Below are 14,701 nucleotides of genomic sequence, written 5' to 3'. Positions count from 1 at the left end.
AATTTCAAAAGACCTGTTTTTCCTTCTTCATGCCGTAAACATCGTAATAGTATCGTAATTTATAGTACAAGAATCGTATGGCTACCCTTTCGGATTGCGAAATATCCAACTTTAGCGACTTGTTACAACCATTACAAATGTTAACATAGATATATTCCTGTTCTGCACACACTTCACAGAAAATGGGGGATTTATATTGAAAAGGGCTAGTGTGATGAGAGAACAAATTTATCAGCACCTAATGGAAGAGTTCCGTGAAAAAACAAGACCAACCATTTATACGAATAATAAAACCAATAAATGGCTTCAGCTTTTTTGCATGTATCTGGCCAATTACACAGATATCAAGCAGCTAGATGAGGTGCAAGAGCAGGACGTACAAGCATACTTTGATTACTTAACGGCTAACCATAAACGGCTCTCTTTAAGCCTTGCAGACATTAAACACTCAATGCAGCTTTTGGAAGAGTCATTGAATATTAAAATTTATGCGCCGCTTATAGATTTTTCCCTTTCAAATTCAGCATTATGGAAGAACTTGAAATAAGTCCTAAACAGTAAGGCGAAAATTCATAAAACCTATCATCGTGCATATCCAAGCTATCTATTATTTGATAAAATTGCTTAAAAGGTGGTGAATTGGTTAGATGAATTGGATTATAGCTTTTATTTGGGGAATCCTCCGCCTTTTTATGAATCCGCTACTCTATTTGTATATTCTTATTGTATTGATGCACGGTTTTTTTCGGATAAAAAGAGAGCGGCGTTCCTTTCATACCCGCGTACAGGATTTGTATGACGAACTTAAATTCACTTTCAGCAGGGGGCTTTTGACAGGTCTTGTTCTATCTGCTGCGGCAATAGTTCTCGGCATTGCACTCCCATATGGAAGCATTGTTCTTTTGACAATCGTAATGGCTATAATCGGTTTAACATTTCAGCTCCGCTTTATGTCCGCCGCTTACACAATCGGCCTTACGTTTATTGTCGCCGTTTTATTAAACCATTTCGGCGGGACACTGGTCCAAAACGCTTTTCAGGGACTTCAAAGCACCAACCTATCCTTGCTTGCTATTTTGCTTGGACTGACACTTGCCGCTGAAGGATATCTCATCTTTAAGTCAGGATATCTGCAAACGTCTCCAAACGTAATATCAAGCAGCAGAGGGCTTCCTATAGGGAATCACATTGCCAATAGGACATGGATGCTTCCGTTATTTTTGCTGCTTCCAGGAGGTCCATTGCAAGCTGTAGTCCCTTGGTGGCCGGTTTTTGACTTTGGAGGTCAGTCATTTACGTTAATCATGATCCCGTTTTTTACAGGTTTTCATCAAAGGGTACAAGGATCTCTGCCAAAAGAAAGCATACAGATAACGGCCAAGAGAATCACCTGGCTTGGGACCTTTATTTTCGCTATGGCTTTAATAAGCATCTGGTGGGAGCCTTTGTCCTATTTTGCTGTTATTGCCGCTATGGTTTGCCGGGAATTACTATCCATTCGCCAGAGGATGAATGACGATTCCGCCTCTTTCTATTTTTCAAAAATAGACCATGGGTTAATGATACTAGGGGTTCTTCCAGGATCACCAGCTGATAAAATCGGCCTTGAAGTAGGCGAAATAATCATGAAAACAAATGGAAGCTCTGTTAAAACAGTCGATGAATTTTATCGAGCGCTTCAAAAAAACAGAGTGTTCTGTAAGCTTGAGCTTGTCAGCCTGAATGGAGAAATCCGCTTTGCCCAACGAGCCTTGTATGAAGGCGAGCATCATGAATTGGGAATCCTTTTTGTTGAGGATGCGAAGAAGGGAAAGCATAAGGCTGTATAACATTAATAAAGATAAAAAATTCCCCCCTGCTGCTTTCAGGGAGGAATTTTTTATCTTTATGTGTCATCCAGCTTCAATGGAAGAGGTTCATTTCTCGAATTGATTAATCACATTGATTTTCAAAGTGATTAATCAATTCGTGTCAATTGTTCATATAAATAAGGATTCTTCGGTTTAGGGAGCGCAGTAACGGACTGTATCTGGAGCATCGGGATTTTAGAATGATCAAAGACTGTTTTTTTCAATATTCCTTTTACTTTTACCCAGGAATCGTCTTTAAAATGGCTGGCTTTTGAACTTTCGGCCATTAAGCCGTAGACAGAAGCATCTGCTATGCAGCACGAAATGGCATACCTGGCAACAACCAATTGATTATGGTTAAACTTAGGATCTCTATAAACAAACCCAGTAAGCTGAACCTCTTTGCCAACGTACCGGTCAATGTGACTTTCCATCTCATCCAAGATTGGGATAAATGTATCATCTGTCAGAACAACGGAAGATTTGCTTAAAAGGTCTTCTGTTGCGTTTTTGGGGGAAGAAGTTTGCTTTGGCGGTTTAACTTTCTGGTGAATATCCTTTGGAGTCTCCTTTGCTCTACCATATTGTATCCCTTTATTGGCTGCACCTGAACTGCCAAGAGTCTGATCTGGGAATAGAAAACCGATAAGCAGCGGAGCTAAAAAAATAGCATAGATAAGAATGCTTTTAGTAAAGCTTGTCCTTTGATGATGACTGCTTCCGCAATTGCAATCATGTTCTGCATGATCAGAAGAATCCCTTAGAAAAAGCTGAATGGTTCCTAATAGGAAGAAAGCCAACGCTGAAAATGAAATAAAAGGAATCATTCGCGGGGCAATAAAATTTAAAATATTGCCAGTGATGAGCAGTTTAATCCATAGCAGGGCAAAGCCAAGCAAGAAGATCCCTTTCAAATAAATATTCAGCTTTGTATTAAAAAAAGTTTCCAAAATAATCTCACCTCTTACAAATAGAATTTTTGAAAGATAATGATAATGGAATAAACTACAATAACCATTAGGATCATGAGAAATAGCACATATCTGGTTTTGAAGTATTTAAAAAGCATGATGGTATTTTTGAAGTCCAGCATTGGGCCGAAAACAAGAAAAGCAAGAATAGAACCATCAGAAAACGTTTGAAGGAAGGTTCTGCCGATAAAAGCATCCGATTCAGAACAAACGGATAAAAGGAAGGAAAGTCCCATCATGAGGAGTGGAGATATATGGTCATTCGTTCCGAGCGAAGCTAACCATTCTCTGTTCATAAAGGTTTGAAAGAAACTTGCAAGCAATGCGCCTATAATCAAATACTTTCCTGTATCAAAAAATTCATCCACAGCATGATAGAAAACATTTTTCCACTTATTAGCACCGTGCTGCCCCCCTTTTTCTAAATCACCTGTATGGGTTCTCAGAACGTTTTGATTACTAAACAATAAGTAACTGATCAATCCTAGAATAAGAGAAGCGGCAAGAGCGAGGCCTGTACGGTAAAAGGCAAATTCCGGCTTGGTTTGAAAAGCATAAATAGTGGAAAAAAACACGACGGGATTAATAATAGGTACTGCAGCAAGCACTGTTATGCCTAAATAGGCAGGCATGCCCTTCTTAATAAGTCTTCTTACTACAGGAATAATCCCGCATTCACAAATGGGAAAAATGATGCCAAGTAATGCAGCAGGAAGGAGCAGGAGGAACCCTTTTTTTGAGAAAAACCTTTGCACAGCTTCTTCAGATACGAAATTTTGCAGCACTGCTGAAACAAAGACCCCAAGCAAAATGAAAGGGATCGCTTCCATTACGATACTTAGAAGGATAGTCAACTGATTGAGATAGATTTCCGGGATCTGAATCTTATTGAAGGTTTGTCCAAACAAAAAAAGATACAGCACAAGAATAAGAAAAAAGAATCCTGCAAGTCCTCTTAAGAAGGGCAAAAAAATACTCATTGTTTTCCGCTCCTTACAAAATCATTATTAATATCAATATATGATGGGCAAATCGTATTTATTACGGTTAGTACTCAATGAATGAGTAAGACTGGTCTTTGCTAGATAAAGCGTTCTGTTTTGAAGTGGGTATCAATTAAATGACATAAGAAATGTCTTGTAAATTAACACTCGACGTTGAACAGCCGGGTTACCATTTTTCTTCAACAAAATGACAGTTTAATTGAACAGGTAGTATTAATAAAAGAATTATACGTGTAAAAGATGTTGGATATTAGTAGAATCCGCTTGTTAGAAGAGGTATGGAAATTTTAATTTATTACAGACTGGAAGAAGGGCAAGAAAAATTACAAAAGGATCTTATCGATAGATTAGACTCATATACAAAGAAAATTGGAGAAAATAAACGATTGAGCGGGCAGTAATAGAAGCGCATATTCCCTTACTGTCTTTTTATTTTGTTCTGCAGCTAATTAAGATTTTCCTTAATGAAATATTCGGCCGGGTTTTTTACACAAGAAAAAAGACTCGTTATTTGACGAGTCTTTTTAACCATTTACTCTATTTCAATCATAATGTCTTAGGCTCTGCTCTTAAACCTTTTTGCTTTTCCCTTAGGGTAATAAAGCTGGGAATATTAAGAAAAGATCCCGCGAAGCCAATTTTCACGAGTGTTCTAAACTCATACGAATAACAACAATCCTTGCGAAAACAGCCATGTTTAAAAACAGGAAGCCGATAAGTCCATTATTTTTGGTTTTGCGCCGAACCATATACTCTGCTAAAGCCGGCTTTGGAATAACCAAACCTCATTTCTATGAAAAGAACCCTGACCAATTTAGTTTGCTCAAGGCCTTTTTAATGAGCAAACTAACAAGGAGGAAAACAACTAGAGTAAGGGTAATGGTTGCTCCCGGAGGGGTACCGAGAGAGTAGGAAGAGGTTAAACCGAAAAACATACAGACCATAGCAATAACAATACTTGCTAGAATCGTGCGTTTGAATCCTTTCATGATTCTCATGGCAATGGCAGCGGGAAGTACCATTAGGGCAGATACCAGAAGTGCCCCTATGATGGGCATGATTACAGCAATCGAAAGTCCTGTTAAAATACTAAAGCATAAGGAGAGCCACTTCGCAGGCAGTCCGCTTGTATAGGCAGTATCCTCATCAAAAGTCAAAACAAACATCGGGCGGCGGAAAAAAAGAAAAAAGACACCTGTAATTAATGTAACAAGTGCAAGCAGCTGAAGCTGTTCCAAGCTAATTGTGACAAGAGAGCCAAATAAATACTGTTCGACACTTGTTGAGATTCCACCCTGGTTCAAGCTCATGAGGACAAGGGCAAGTGAAAGTCCTGTTGCCATTAAAATAGCAACGGATACCTCTGAATAGGTTTTGTAGGTGCTTCTCATATATTCAATTCCTGCTGTTCCGAGAACAATGACTGCAATTGTGACAGCATTAATATTCGAATGCAGGGTCATTCCAAGGGCAACACCGGCAAGTGAAATATGAGAAAGCGTATCTGCCATTAAAGACTGTCTTCTTAAAATGAGAAATAATCCGAGTACAGGTGCGATTAAAGCGATTAATCCGCCAGCCCAAAGTGCGTGCTGCATGAAGCCAAGGTGAAACATTTCCATTCTGTGTTCTCCTTTCTTTCTAATAAAATGTTTCGGTCAGCAGCTGAACCCGCTCCTTCTGAATCGTGGGTGACCATTAGAATGGTTCGTCCATGCTCATCCGCATGGTGTCTCATCAATTGGTAAAACGACTCTCTGCTTTCCGCATCCATTCCAGTTGTTGGTTCATCGAGAACAAGCAGATCAGGTTCTGAGGCCAGAACACGGCTGATACAAATCCTCTGCTTTTGCCCGCCGGAGAGCTCGCCTATTTTAGCATATCGGTACTTCCACATATCTACTGCACGAAGAGATTGTTCAACGATCATATGATCGAGCTTTGATAAAGCTTTAAACCAGTGTCCTCTTTGGAATCTGCCGGATTGAACAAGCTCCAGAACCGTGCTTGGAAACCCTGAATTAAATGAGGCGATCTGCTGGGGGACATAGCCAATAACCAATTTTCTTCCGTTGTCTATTCTTCGGTGTATCTTCACAGATCCTTTTGAAGGCTTTAATAATCCAAGCATGATCCTGAGCAGTGTCGACTTTGCCGCTCCGTTAGGGCCTGTCAGAGTAACAAACTCTCCCTTATGAATAGAAAAAGAAATATCGTCTAATATGACTTCTTTTTCATATTTAAACTGAACGTTATTTGCTGCTAAAAGCTCCATATCACTATCTTTCCTTTCTTAAACGCTCTTTTCTTGCTGCTCATAAACCCCAATACTAAGCAAACATATTATGAATAGATATCGCGAAGCTACTCTTCAAGCATGTAAAAAACCTATAAATCGTAACTATCTTTGTGGAAAGAGCCTTTTTAAAAAAGTAATAAGGCAGGGGCCAAAGACCATTTACACTGCCTTACAAATTCGCTTCTCTATTTTTCCAAGATTGTCTGTTTAAGTGCTTCTAGGTTTTTCTGCATGTAACCGATATAATCTTCGCCTTTGTCCTGTTCTTCTTTTGTAATTCCTTCAATAGGACTTAATACAACGGTTTTTGCACCAGTTTCAGATGCCAATGTTTCTGCTACTTTTGGAGATGCTACTTCTTCAAAATAGATTATTTTGAAGCCTTTACTTTTAATATATTTCTGCAGTTCACCCATTTTAGCAGGACTTGGTTCTTGATCAGGTGAAAGACCGGCTATCGGGATCTGTGTCAGTCCATATTGTTTCGCCAGGTAGCCAAAAGCGGCGTGCTGCGTGACAAATTCTTTCCTAGGTGCCTTCTCTGTGACCGATCTGAATTGCTGATCCAATTGTTTTAATTCGGAAATGTATTGATCTTCATTCTTTATATAATCTTGTTTATGTGCTGGATCAGATTCTCTGATTGCTTTCCCAATTGTGTTGACTTCTTTTTGCGCCAAAACGGGATCAAGCCATACATGAGGGTCAAGAGTTTGTTCTTCGTGGCTGGCATGCTCTTCCTCGCTAATACCTTCCATTAGTTTGATGCCTTCACTTGCGTTTACGACTTTCACCTTGGATGTATCAATGCTTTTGAGCAGCTTAGGGACCCAGGTTTCCATGGCATCACTGTTATAAACGAATACATCAGCATTTTGAATTTTAGCAACATCTTTTGGTGTTGGCTCAAATTCGTGCGGCTCAGTGCCTGCAGGAACTAGAACATCAACCTGTCCGTGCTTGCCGGTGACATTTTTAGAAAAGTCATACATTGGGTAAAAGGTGGTTACAATGTGAAGGCCATTTTGTTTGTTAGCAGAAGTCTGTGCTGTCTCATTTGAAACGCAGCCGCTAAGCAAAAATGCCAATACTAGAAAGAGTCCTGCATATGCTCCGGACCATTTTTTCATATCATCTCTCCTTAGGAATATCAATAGTAATGATTACGATTTATGCCTTGGAAATATACCATACTTTTTATTAAAAGATCAATAGAAATTTTTGCATTTTCTCTTTATTTATCATTTCTTTTCCAATTTTAATGAGGAAAACGATATAGTGGGAGATAAACTAAATAGGAGGAAGATCTTGGCAAAAAAATCAAAAATCACTATAGAAAAACAAAACTGTAACAAAATACGAAAAAATGAGAAGAGAACTGAAAGAAAAAGGAGATTATGAAGCGTTAAGAAAGCTTCCAAGAGGCCCAGGCTGTTAAAAAAAGAGCTTGTTCAATTAAAATCAATGTGGTAAGGTAACTACGACCAAAATCAAATCGTAATTGTTACTATTTGGAAGTTCGAGCTGGACTGCTAATCAAAAATGATCGAAAGAGGAATCAGCAAAGTGCAATACATAAAAAGCAATGTGATAGGGTTATTCCTATTTTGTTTAATTATCTGTTTGTTTTTATTTTCAGATCAGCTGAGGAATCTCTCTTTTATTCAGGAGATTCCGAAAGAACTGTTAAATATGAATACTATTTTTATAAGCATTGTTCTTGAAGCAATACCGTTCATTTTAATAGGGGTGATCTTTTCTTCTATTATTCAAATCTATGTATCTGAAAGAATGATTCAGCGGTTTATGCCAAGACGTGCTTATATGGCTATGATTCCCGCTGCATGCTTGGGGATTATTTTTCCGATTTGCGAATGTGCTATCATACCTGTTGTTTCCAGACTAATTAAAAAGGGCATGCCACCTGCAGCGGGGATTGTATTTATGCTTAGCGGCCCTATTATCAATCCAGTCGTTTACGCTTCAACCTATTTTGCTTTTCAAAATAAACCCCAATTGGCAAATGAGAGAATGCTCCTTGCTTTTATCGCGTCGATAGTTATCAGTGGTGTGTTATTCCGCTTTTTTTATAAACAAGACCCCATTAAAAAAGAAGGTCAGGCAGCCATTCATCATGAACATCACCATTCTGAAACAAATAAGTGGAAGGAATTAGTTTATCATGTGAGTGATGAATTTTTTGATACGGGGAAGTACCTGATTATTGGCTCGATTCTTGCCGCTTTATTCCAAACCGTCTTAAACAGAAATATCCTTACCGATATTGGTGCAAACGATTTTCTCGGTCCAGCTGTCATGATTGGACTCGGATACATTCTTTCTGTTTGTTCTCAGGCTGATGCATTTGTTGCCTCGTCCTTCAGTTTAATTTCAGTCATGGATCGCTTTTAGCTTTTCTCGTATTTGGCCCAATGCTTGATGTGAAAAACACGATTATGCTTTTCGCCTACTTTAGAAAAAGATTCGTCATCCTTCTTATGGCGATAACTGCAGCAGTCATTTATCTCCTCATTCTGATCTATCAGTTTTTTATTTTGTAAGGGGGTTTATGGATGGATACTAATAATAAACCGCCAGAAAGAATACAAAATCACCCTCTTTTAAGAGGAATTCTATTAACAGGTTTTTCACTTCTATTAATAAAATTGGCTTTGTCAGGAGAAATTTCAAATTTTATTGCACCTAGGATGAATCCATTTATCTATTTTACGATCATTGTATTAATGGGCCTTTGCATAGTTAATATTTTCAGAGGAACATCCAATAAACCAGCTCATGTGCATTGCCATTGCGATGGAGATCATTCTTATCCGGATACATACAGGAAAAGCCTGTTTCTGTATTCCTTGTTTTTCATTCCTATTGTTACCGGTTTGCTATTTTCAGCCAACGTACTTGATAGTTCTGTTGTGTCAAAAAGGCAAATTCAGTTTGGGGCAAGTTCTTCTCAGTCAGCTGCGGCAAAAACAGTAAATCAGACTAAAACGAATGCTGTTTCTACAAAAGATGCTGAAGAATATTTAAAAGACCCAAAGGGCTATATGAAAAAAATGGAGCAAAGGGTACAGCAAAAATCACAAGCAGCGAGTGCCAATCAAACAGAGCCTTTATCCAATTCAGAACTCAATCAGGAAAAGAAAAAGCTTTTAGCAGCTAGGAAGATCACAGTTAATGACCAAAACTATTTGAAGGTGATGCTGATCCTTCAGGAAAACCTCCCAGACTTTATAGGGAAAGAGATCGTTATCAATGGTTTCGTGTACCGGGATCAGAACTATGCTTCTGACGAAATAGCACTTTCCCGTTTTATCATTACCTGCTGTGCAGCTGATGCAACGGTTTACGGGTATTATGTAAAAGGAGACCTGAGCCATGTAGATAAAGACAGCTGGATTATAGCCAGCGGCAAGATCGGGAAGACAGAAAAAGATGGCCAAACCTTTCCAATAGTTAAAATGGCCTCCTATAAGAAGATATCGGTGCCATCAAATGTTTATATATATGACAATGGGACGATTCAAAATATGCAGAAGCAAAACTAATATTTTGGTCATTTTCTATGAAACATAAAAGATTAAAGGAGTCTATCATATTGAAACACATCATGTTTCTTTTACTGCTATTCTCATTTACTGTTATGACTGCATGTTCACCCCAACATTCAAATGAGGTTTCTCCGGCTTCTAAAGAAAAGACGGCAGTAAATAAACAATCTAGTGAGAGACCTTTACTCAGCCACACAACAAAAAAGGGAGCAAACGGGCAAACCATTGTTACTAATCCAGAGGATATCCTTGTCCTCGTAAATAAAAAAAGACTGCTTCCATCGGACTATATTCCGAGAGATCTTGTTATACCTAATATACCGTGGGCTTTTAAAGAGAATTTGGAAAAAAAACACTTAAGAAAACCGGCAGCATCAGCTGCAGAAAAGTTATTTCAAAAAGCAAAAGAAGAAGGAATAAGTCTCATTGGGCAATCTGGGTATCGCTCCTACAGCAGGCAAAAAAGCATCTTTGCTTTTAATACCAAGCAATCCAATAAAGAAGAAGCCAATCAAGTGAGTGCTATCCCTGGCGAAAGCGAACATCAAACAGGACTTGCCCTTGATGTTACATCTCCAGAGGTGAACTATGAGCTTACAGAAGAATTCGGCCAGACGAAAGAAGGCATTTGGCTCAAAGAACATGCAGCGGATTTCGGTTTCATTATCCGTTATCAAAAGGGGAAAGAGTCAATTACAGGATACCAGTATGAACCATGGCATATCCGGTTTGTCGGTGAAGAGGCAGCTAAATTTATAGTCAAAAACGGTTTAACCCTTGAGCAGTATTTTAAAAGGAAATAAGCGGGACAACCAAAAAGAGCTTGTTTTGAAAAAAAGACTATTCATAACAAGCTCTTTTATTTGCCTCTTTTCTTAAACATCTTTTTCTGAATAGAAAGAGGCTCTGTCATAGTGAAGGCCAGTCCACCAGGCTATCGGAAACAGGATAATGAGCCAAGCCAGGAAACCGTATCAAACATATGGTAACGGTAATAAAAGTAGCAAGCAAAAACAGTTTGAATTCCCAGGTCAAAAGGATCGTTGCAATTCTTCCGGTATTATTTCATGTAAATCTCCTTGTAGTGAGAAGAATAGTGGTTAATTTTTTTGAACTCTAGGATATTAAACCCAATTAATCTATGAAAACATCAAAAAGATTGAGAAAATTGAATTTTTTTTGTCCTTTTTTTTGGTCATGTTTCAGATTGGAACGAATAAAATAGGGTGGAACGAAGAAATAGCTTAGGAGTATTTTGGAAGGAGACTGAATATGCAAAACAAGCCTGAAACCTATACTCAGACAAAATCATATCAGCCATACCATAGCCCATTCGATCCCTGTCCGCCTATTGGAGTGAAGTATTACAGTACTCCGCCTAATCTTTATTTAGGATTTCAGCCTCCCGATCTGCCACAGTTTTCTCCGATGGAAGCTCTGCAAAAAGGAACGCTTTGGCCGGTGTTTTATGATTACTATGAAAGTCCCTATAAAAAAAGGGAAGGGTGAGGGATATGGCACAAGCCTTGCCAAAAGAATATTATGAGGAACTCGAAAAAATTCAGGCAGTTGATTTTGTCATTGCCGAGCTGATCCTTTATCTTGATACTCATCCAAACGATTCAAATGCTATCAGGCAATACAATCAATTTGCCCAGTACAGCAGAAGCTTGAAGCAGCAATTTGAAGCAAAGTTCGGTCCCTTGCAGCAAGGAAGCCCGAATTATAATGAAAATGACTGGGCATGGCAAAGCTGTCCTTGGCCATGGCAAGTATAAGCAAGAAAAGCTGAGGAGGTAAATGCATTTGTGGACTTATGAAAAAAAGCTTCAGTATCCTGTTAAGGTCAGTACCTGCAATCCTACGCTTGCGAAATTTCTTATTGAACAATATGGGGGAGCGGACGGAGAACTTGCTGCAGCTCTCAGATATCTCAATCAGCGATACACGATTCCCGATAAAGTGGTTGGTCTCTTAACCGACATCGGGACAGAGGAATTCGCCCACCTGGAAATGATTGCAACGATGATCTATAAGCTCACCAAGGACGCCACACCCCAGCAGCTGAGAGATGCAGGATTGGGTGATCACTATGTAAATCATGATCGCGCATTATATTATCAAAACGCTTCAGGAGTCCCATTTACTGCTTCATATATTCAAGCCAAAGGCGACCCTATTGCAGATCTTTACGAGGATATTGCAGCAGAAGAAAAAGCAAGAGCCACCTATCAGTGGATCATTGATGTATCAGATGACCAGGATTTGAACGATTCCCTGCGATTTTTGCGTGAACGGGAGATTGTGCATTCCCAGCGATTCAGAGAAGCAGTCGAAATTTTAAAAGAAGAACGTGACCGAAAAAAGATTTTTTAATTGTTTCTGAATTAATAGAATGCTATTTCATTTAAAAAACCTCACTTGAAAATACTGCTCTTTCAAGTGAGGTGATAATTAAAACTGTTAACCATCTATAAGCAAAGAAAGGAATGGACTTTGAATTAAGCAAGGGGCAGCGGGCGCAAGATCACTTTAATGCAAGAAGGCATTTTCAGATCTTGTTGTGCTTGCTTTAAATATTTATACATTGCTTTACTTCCTACAGAGTTCGCTGAATGGATTGTGATGCGTTCAGCGAAGAGCTGGTGCTTAACCATTAAATGGACAAGCATTAAGCCATTCCTTGTTTTTGAGACCAGGTCGTGGTCAAGTGACAAGTGTTCAATGTGGAATTTTTTTAAAAGATCAAAGCAATCATCAATATTCTCGGCAAGGACGTGACCATGAGGACAAGTGCGATAATCGTCAAGGAATACGCTGATACTCATGTTTATCACCCTAAATTTGAGACTTAAGTATATTGTAACAGATATTACAAGTTTTAATATCCATTTTGCCCATAAATATGGCATGGAATTGGGCTTAATTTTTCGACAGAGAACAAATAGGGCCCTAGGAAAAGGGTCTTGAAATTTTCCATTCAAGAAAAAAATAATATTGATATTTTGTAAAAAAATGGATGAATTTATCATATAATAATAGTGGAGGTGGGAAAATGATCGTAGTCACTACTGAAAAAATACCGGGATACATAGTAGAAGAAGTAAAAGGGCCTGTTTTTGGCCTGATTGTCAGAAGCAGAGGCATTGGGGCAGACATTATGGCAAGCTTTAAAGGGCTGGTTGGCGGCGAAATTAAACAATATACGGCAATGCTTGAGGATACGAGGAAGGAAGCATTGGAAAGAATGATTCAAAACGCTAATCAAATGGGAGCCAATGCGATTATTATGAGCCGTTTTGATTCCGGTGAAGTAGGCTCCAATATGAGTGAAATTGTTGCTTATGGAACTGCCGTTGTTGCAAGGAAGGAATAGCCATAATGGGAATGGCTGTGCTTGCTTTTTACGGATTGCAATTGATCGTATTAATTGTCCTCATTCTTCTTGGCGTCTTTATTTATGACAAGCGTAAAAAGGCCAATCAAGGAAAAGAAGTGCCGCCGGGATTTTTTGAAACAGCAGAGATTAATATTGATCCGGTAACAAAGGTAAAAACACAAGTCTATTACAATGAACAAACGGGTGAGCGTTTTTATAAAGAGATCAAAAGGTAAATAGGGTTACGAGGGAAAAGCTCAGAAATAGAATCTGAGCTTTTTTATTTTCTAAAAAAACCAGTTATTTTTAAAGGCTCTTTTCTTAAACTTTGTTGCTCATGACCCTATATTTATTCCTAGAAACCATTGGGATGGCAAAAACTTTAAGAAAAGATGCCCCGATGCTAGTCTAAATGCGTGATAAGAGCATGTACGAAAAACAACAATCACTGTGAAAAAAGCCTTTTTAAAAGAATTTTAAAAAATTCCTATTATTATGAGATTTAAATGAGAGGAGAATGAGAAAAATGATAAAAATCAATACAGTTAAGTTTGGTGTAAATTTGATCATGGCGCTCACGTTTGTCTTGCTGTTCAATAAGCAGGTCATTGCAGGGTTAACGTTTCATGATATAGCTGGACTTGTGATCGGGGGATTTTCATCATTCTTGCAGCGTTTAACTGGAAATGGATAAAGCGGGTAACAATGAAAATCTTTGATAAAAGGCTTCCTGCTGCAATCCGCTTCAGCTACATATTGAATGTGCTGTTATTAATCGTGATGATCTTTATCATGGTAAGAGGAATTTTTATTTCGCGGGTCGTTTTTCCGAATGTTGAAGTTGGAAATGAAATGTGGTTTAAGGTAACCCATATTTCCGCCGCTCTTTTGTCTTTATTGCTAGTTGGAATTCATGTCGGCATCCACTGGAAATGGGTTGTCAATACTGCAAGCAGACTATGGCCGGTTAAGCTGCCTGTAAGGTGGTCTGGCCAGATCATGAAAGGCCTGACAGCACTTATCTTAATATTTGGGATCTATCAAATGGATTTCAACAAATTATGTATCAAGAGTATCCGGCACATTTAGCGTCTTCCAAATGTCATCAGGAAATATGGACCGGCCTGCATTTGGGGATGGTTCTTTCAACAAGGCAGATGCAGCAGAAGGGCGTCCGGCTGGGCCAGAATTTGATGACGGAGATGGGGATATAGAAAGAGGTCCGCATGAAGAAGGCGGATTAGGTAATGGCTCTTCTCCAATTGGGGTGATCTCCAAATACTTAGGTTTGATGGTGTTTTTGTCATTATCACCTATTATCTAGGGAAATGGCTGTCCAGAAGAAAACCAAAAGAGGCTTAAAGCTAGCTCGTATAAAAATAGATGCTGCCTTCTTCTTCAAGGACACTCATTTTTAAAATAAATACCTACATCGTCATCAAAACCGAAACCAGAAATGAACACTGATGATGCTGTCAGTTAATAGGCCGAGCTTTTTCATTGAAATCACTGTAAGGCTGGCTTTTTTAGTTCCTTCGTTTACTCATATTTACATAGAGAAATTATACTTTTAATCAGCCAGGAAGAAAAATGGTTGTGCCTGCAAAAATTATAAAATGCATTACACAGATT

20 protein-coding genes and 1 pseudogene are annotated in these 14,701 nt (G+C 38.7%); 15 read left to right on the top strand and 6 right to left on the bottom strand.

Annotated elements, in window-relative coordinates:
* Nucleotides 1-196 precede the first annotated feature (196 nt).
* On the top strand, nucleotides 197-547 hold the full coding sequence (locus ACOT8F_RS07950) for a swarming motility protein SwrAA (protein WP_421651103.1): 351 nt from the start codon (nucleotides 197-199) through the stop codon (nucleotides 545-547).
* Between the two features lie 100 nt (nucleotides 548-647).
* Nucleotides 648-1,829: a PDZ domain-containing protein gene (locus ACOT8F_RS07945; RefSeq protein ID WP_421651101.1), complete on the top strand. Its 1,182-nt coding sequence runs from the start codon at nucleotides 648-650 to the stop codon at nucleotides 1,827-1,829.
* Between the two features lie 128 nt (nucleotides 1,830-1,957).
* Here ACOT8F_RS07945 and ACOT8F_RS07940 read toward each other — a convergent pair whose 3' ends face one another.
* The 5 genes from ACOT8F_RS07940 to ACOT8F_RS07920 all read right to left on the bottom strand — a co-directional run bounded on the left by ACOT8F_RS07940 (nucleotide 1,958) and on the right by ACOT8F_RS07920 (nucleotide 7,254).
* Nucleotides 1,958-2,800 (bottom strand): TIGR03943 family putative permease subunit, encoded by an 843-nt coding sequence (locus ACOT8F_RS07940; RefSeq protein WP_421651099.1) that lies wholly within the window; start codon nucleotides 2,798-2,800, stop codon nucleotides 1,958-1,960.
* Between the two features lie 14 nt (nucleotides 2,801-2,814).
* Nucleotides 2,815-3,801: a permease gene (locus ACOT8F_RS07935; protein WP_421651098.1), complete on the bottom strand. Its 987-nt coding sequence runs from the start codon at nucleotides 3,799-3,801 to the stop codon at nucleotides 2,815-2,817.
* An 815-nt stretch (nucleotides 3,802-4,616) separates the two neighbouring features.
* On the bottom strand, nucleotides 4,617-5,447 hold the full coding sequence (locus ACOT8F_RS07930; protein ID WP_421651096.1) for a metal ABC transporter permease: 831 nt from the start codon (nucleotides 5,445-5,447) through the stop codon (nucleotides 4,617-4,619).
* Nucleotides 5,393-6,100, bottom strand: a complete 708-nt coding sequence (locus ACOT8F_RS07925; protein WP_421651094.1) for a metal ABC transporter ATP-binding protein — start codon at nucleotides 6,098-6,100, stop codon at nucleotides 5,393-5,395. The genes ACOT8F_RS07930 and ACOT8F_RS07925 overlap by 55 nt, the downstream gene beginning before the upstream one ends.
* A gap of 209 nt (nucleotides 6,101-6,309) precedes the next feature.
* Nucleotides 6,310-7,254 (bottom strand): metal ABC transporter substrate-binding protein, encoded by a 945-nt coding sequence (locus ACOT8F_RS07920; protein ID WP_421651092.1) that lies wholly within the window; start codon nucleotides 7,252-7,254, stop codon nucleotides 6,310-6,312.
* Between the two features lie 178 nt (nucleotides 7,255-7,432).
* On the opposite strand from ACOT8F_RS07920, the pseudogene ACOT8F_RS07915 reads away from it, so the two are divergent.
* From ACOT8F_RS07915 to cotJC, 8 genes and pseudogenes are all read left to right on the top strand, one after another.
* A pseudogene (locus ACOT8F_RS07915) lies at nucleotides 7,433-7,547 on the top strand (30S ribosomal protein S14); the annotation flags it as partial.
* Between the two features lie 269 nt (nucleotides 7,548-7,816).
* On the top strand, nucleotides 7,817-8,536 hold the full coding sequence (locus ACOT8F_RS07910; RefSeq protein WP_421651090.1) for a permease: 720 nt from the start codon (nucleotides 7,817-7,819) through the stop codon (nucleotides 8,534-8,536).
* A 20-nt stretch (nucleotides 8,537-8,556) separates the two neighbouring features.
* Nucleotides 8,557-8,685, top strand: a complete 129-nt coding sequence (locus tag ACOT8F_RS07905) for a hypothetical protein (protein ID WP_421651089.1) — start codon at nucleotides 8,557-8,559, stop codon at nucleotides 8,683-8,685.
* Nucleotides 8,686-8,697: 12 nt separating this feature from the next.
* Nucleotides 8,698-9,687 (top strand): TIGR03943 family putative permease subunit, encoded by a 990-nt coding sequence (locus ACOT8F_RS07900; protein WP_421651087.1) that lies wholly within the window; start codon nucleotides 8,698-8,700, stop codon nucleotides 9,685-9,687.
* Nucleotides 9,688-9,737: 50 nt separating this feature from the next.
* On the top strand, nucleotides 9,738-10,493 hold the full coding sequence (locus tag ACOT8F_RS07895; protein ID WP_421651086.1) for a M15 family metallopeptidase: 756 nt from the start codon (nucleotides 9,738-9,740) through the stop codon (nucleotides 10,491-10,493).
* Nucleotides 10,494-10,962: 469 nt separating this feature from the next.
* Nucleotides 10,963-11,199: a spore coat associated protein CotJA gene (locus ACOT8F_RS07890; RefSeq protein WP_421651085.1), complete on the top strand. Its 237-nt coding sequence runs from the start codon at nucleotides 10,963-10,965 to the stop codon at nucleotides 11,197-11,199.
* A gap of 5 nt (nucleotides 11,200-11,204) precedes the next feature.
* The gene (locus ACOT8F_RS07885) at nucleotides 11,205-11,468 is read left to right on the top strand and encodes a spore coat protein CotJB (RefSeq protein WP_421651084.1); all 264 of its coding nucleotides are present in this window, start codon (nucleotides 11,205-11,207) and stop codon (nucleotides 11,466-11,468) included.
* Between the two features lie 28 nt (nucleotides 11,469-11,496).
* Nucleotides 11,497-12,066, top strand: coding sequence for a spore coat protein CotJC (gene cotJC, locus ACOT8F_RS07880; protein WP_421651083.1), 570 nt, complete (start codon nucleotides 11,497-11,499; stop codon nucleotides 12,064-12,066).
* 125 nt (nucleotides 12,067-12,191) lie between these two features.
* On the opposite strand, the gene ACOT8F_RS07875 is transcribed toward cotJC, so the two are convergent.
* Entirely contained in the window at nucleotides 12,192-12,518 is a 327-nt protein-coding gene (locus tag ACOT8F_RS07875) for a cyclic-phosphate processing receiver domain-containing protein (RefSeq protein ID WP_421651081.1), read from the bottom strand.
* Between the two features lie 227 nt (nucleotides 12,519-12,745).
* On the opposite strand from ACOT8F_RS07875, the gene ACOT8F_RS07870 reads away from it, so the two are divergent.
* From ACOT8F_RS07870 to ACOT8F_RS07850, 5 genes are all read left to right on the top strand, one after another.
* Nucleotides 12,746-13,066, top strand: coding sequence for a YbjQ family protein (locus ACOT8F_RS07870; RefSeq protein ID WP_421651080.1), 321 nt, complete (start codon nucleotides 12,746-12,748; stop codon nucleotides 13,064-13,066).
* Between the two features lie 5 nt (nucleotides 13,067-13,071).
* Nucleotides 13,072-13,305, top strand: coding sequence for a hypothetical protein (locus ACOT8F_RS07865; protein ID WP_421651079.1), 234 nt, complete (start codon nucleotides 13,072-13,074; stop codon nucleotides 13,303-13,305).
* Nucleotides 13,306-13,595: 290 nt separating this feature from the next.
* Nucleotides 13,596-13,763, top strand: a complete 168-nt coding sequence (locus tag ACOT8F_RS07860; protein ID WP_421651078.1) for a hypothetical protein — start codon at nucleotides 13,596-13,598, stop codon at nucleotides 13,761-13,763.
* Between the two features lie 11 nt (nucleotides 13,764-13,774).
* Nucleotides 13,775-14,158, top strand: coding sequence for a DUF4405 domain-containing protein (locus tag ACOT8F_RS07855; protein WP_421651076.1), 384 nt, complete (start codon nucleotides 13,775-13,777; stop codon nucleotides 14,156-14,158).
* A gap of 10 nt (nucleotides 14,159-14,168) precedes the next feature.
* On the top strand, nucleotides 14,169-14,393 hold the full coding sequence (locus tag ACOT8F_RS07850; RefSeq protein WP_421651075.1) for a hypothetical protein: 225 nt from the start codon (nucleotides 14,169-14,171) through the stop codon (nucleotides 14,391-14,393).
* The last annotated feature ends 308 nt before the right edge of the window (nucleotides 14,394-14,701 follow it).

Origin of the sequence: Chryseobacillus diguaensis, from assembly GCF_049220665.1 — a bacterium.
GTDB lineage: Bacteria > Bacillota > Bacilli > Bacillales > Bacillaceae > Metabacillus_B.
Note: the sequence above shows the minus strand (reverse complement) of the source record. Positions and strands in the feature narration are given on the sequence as shown.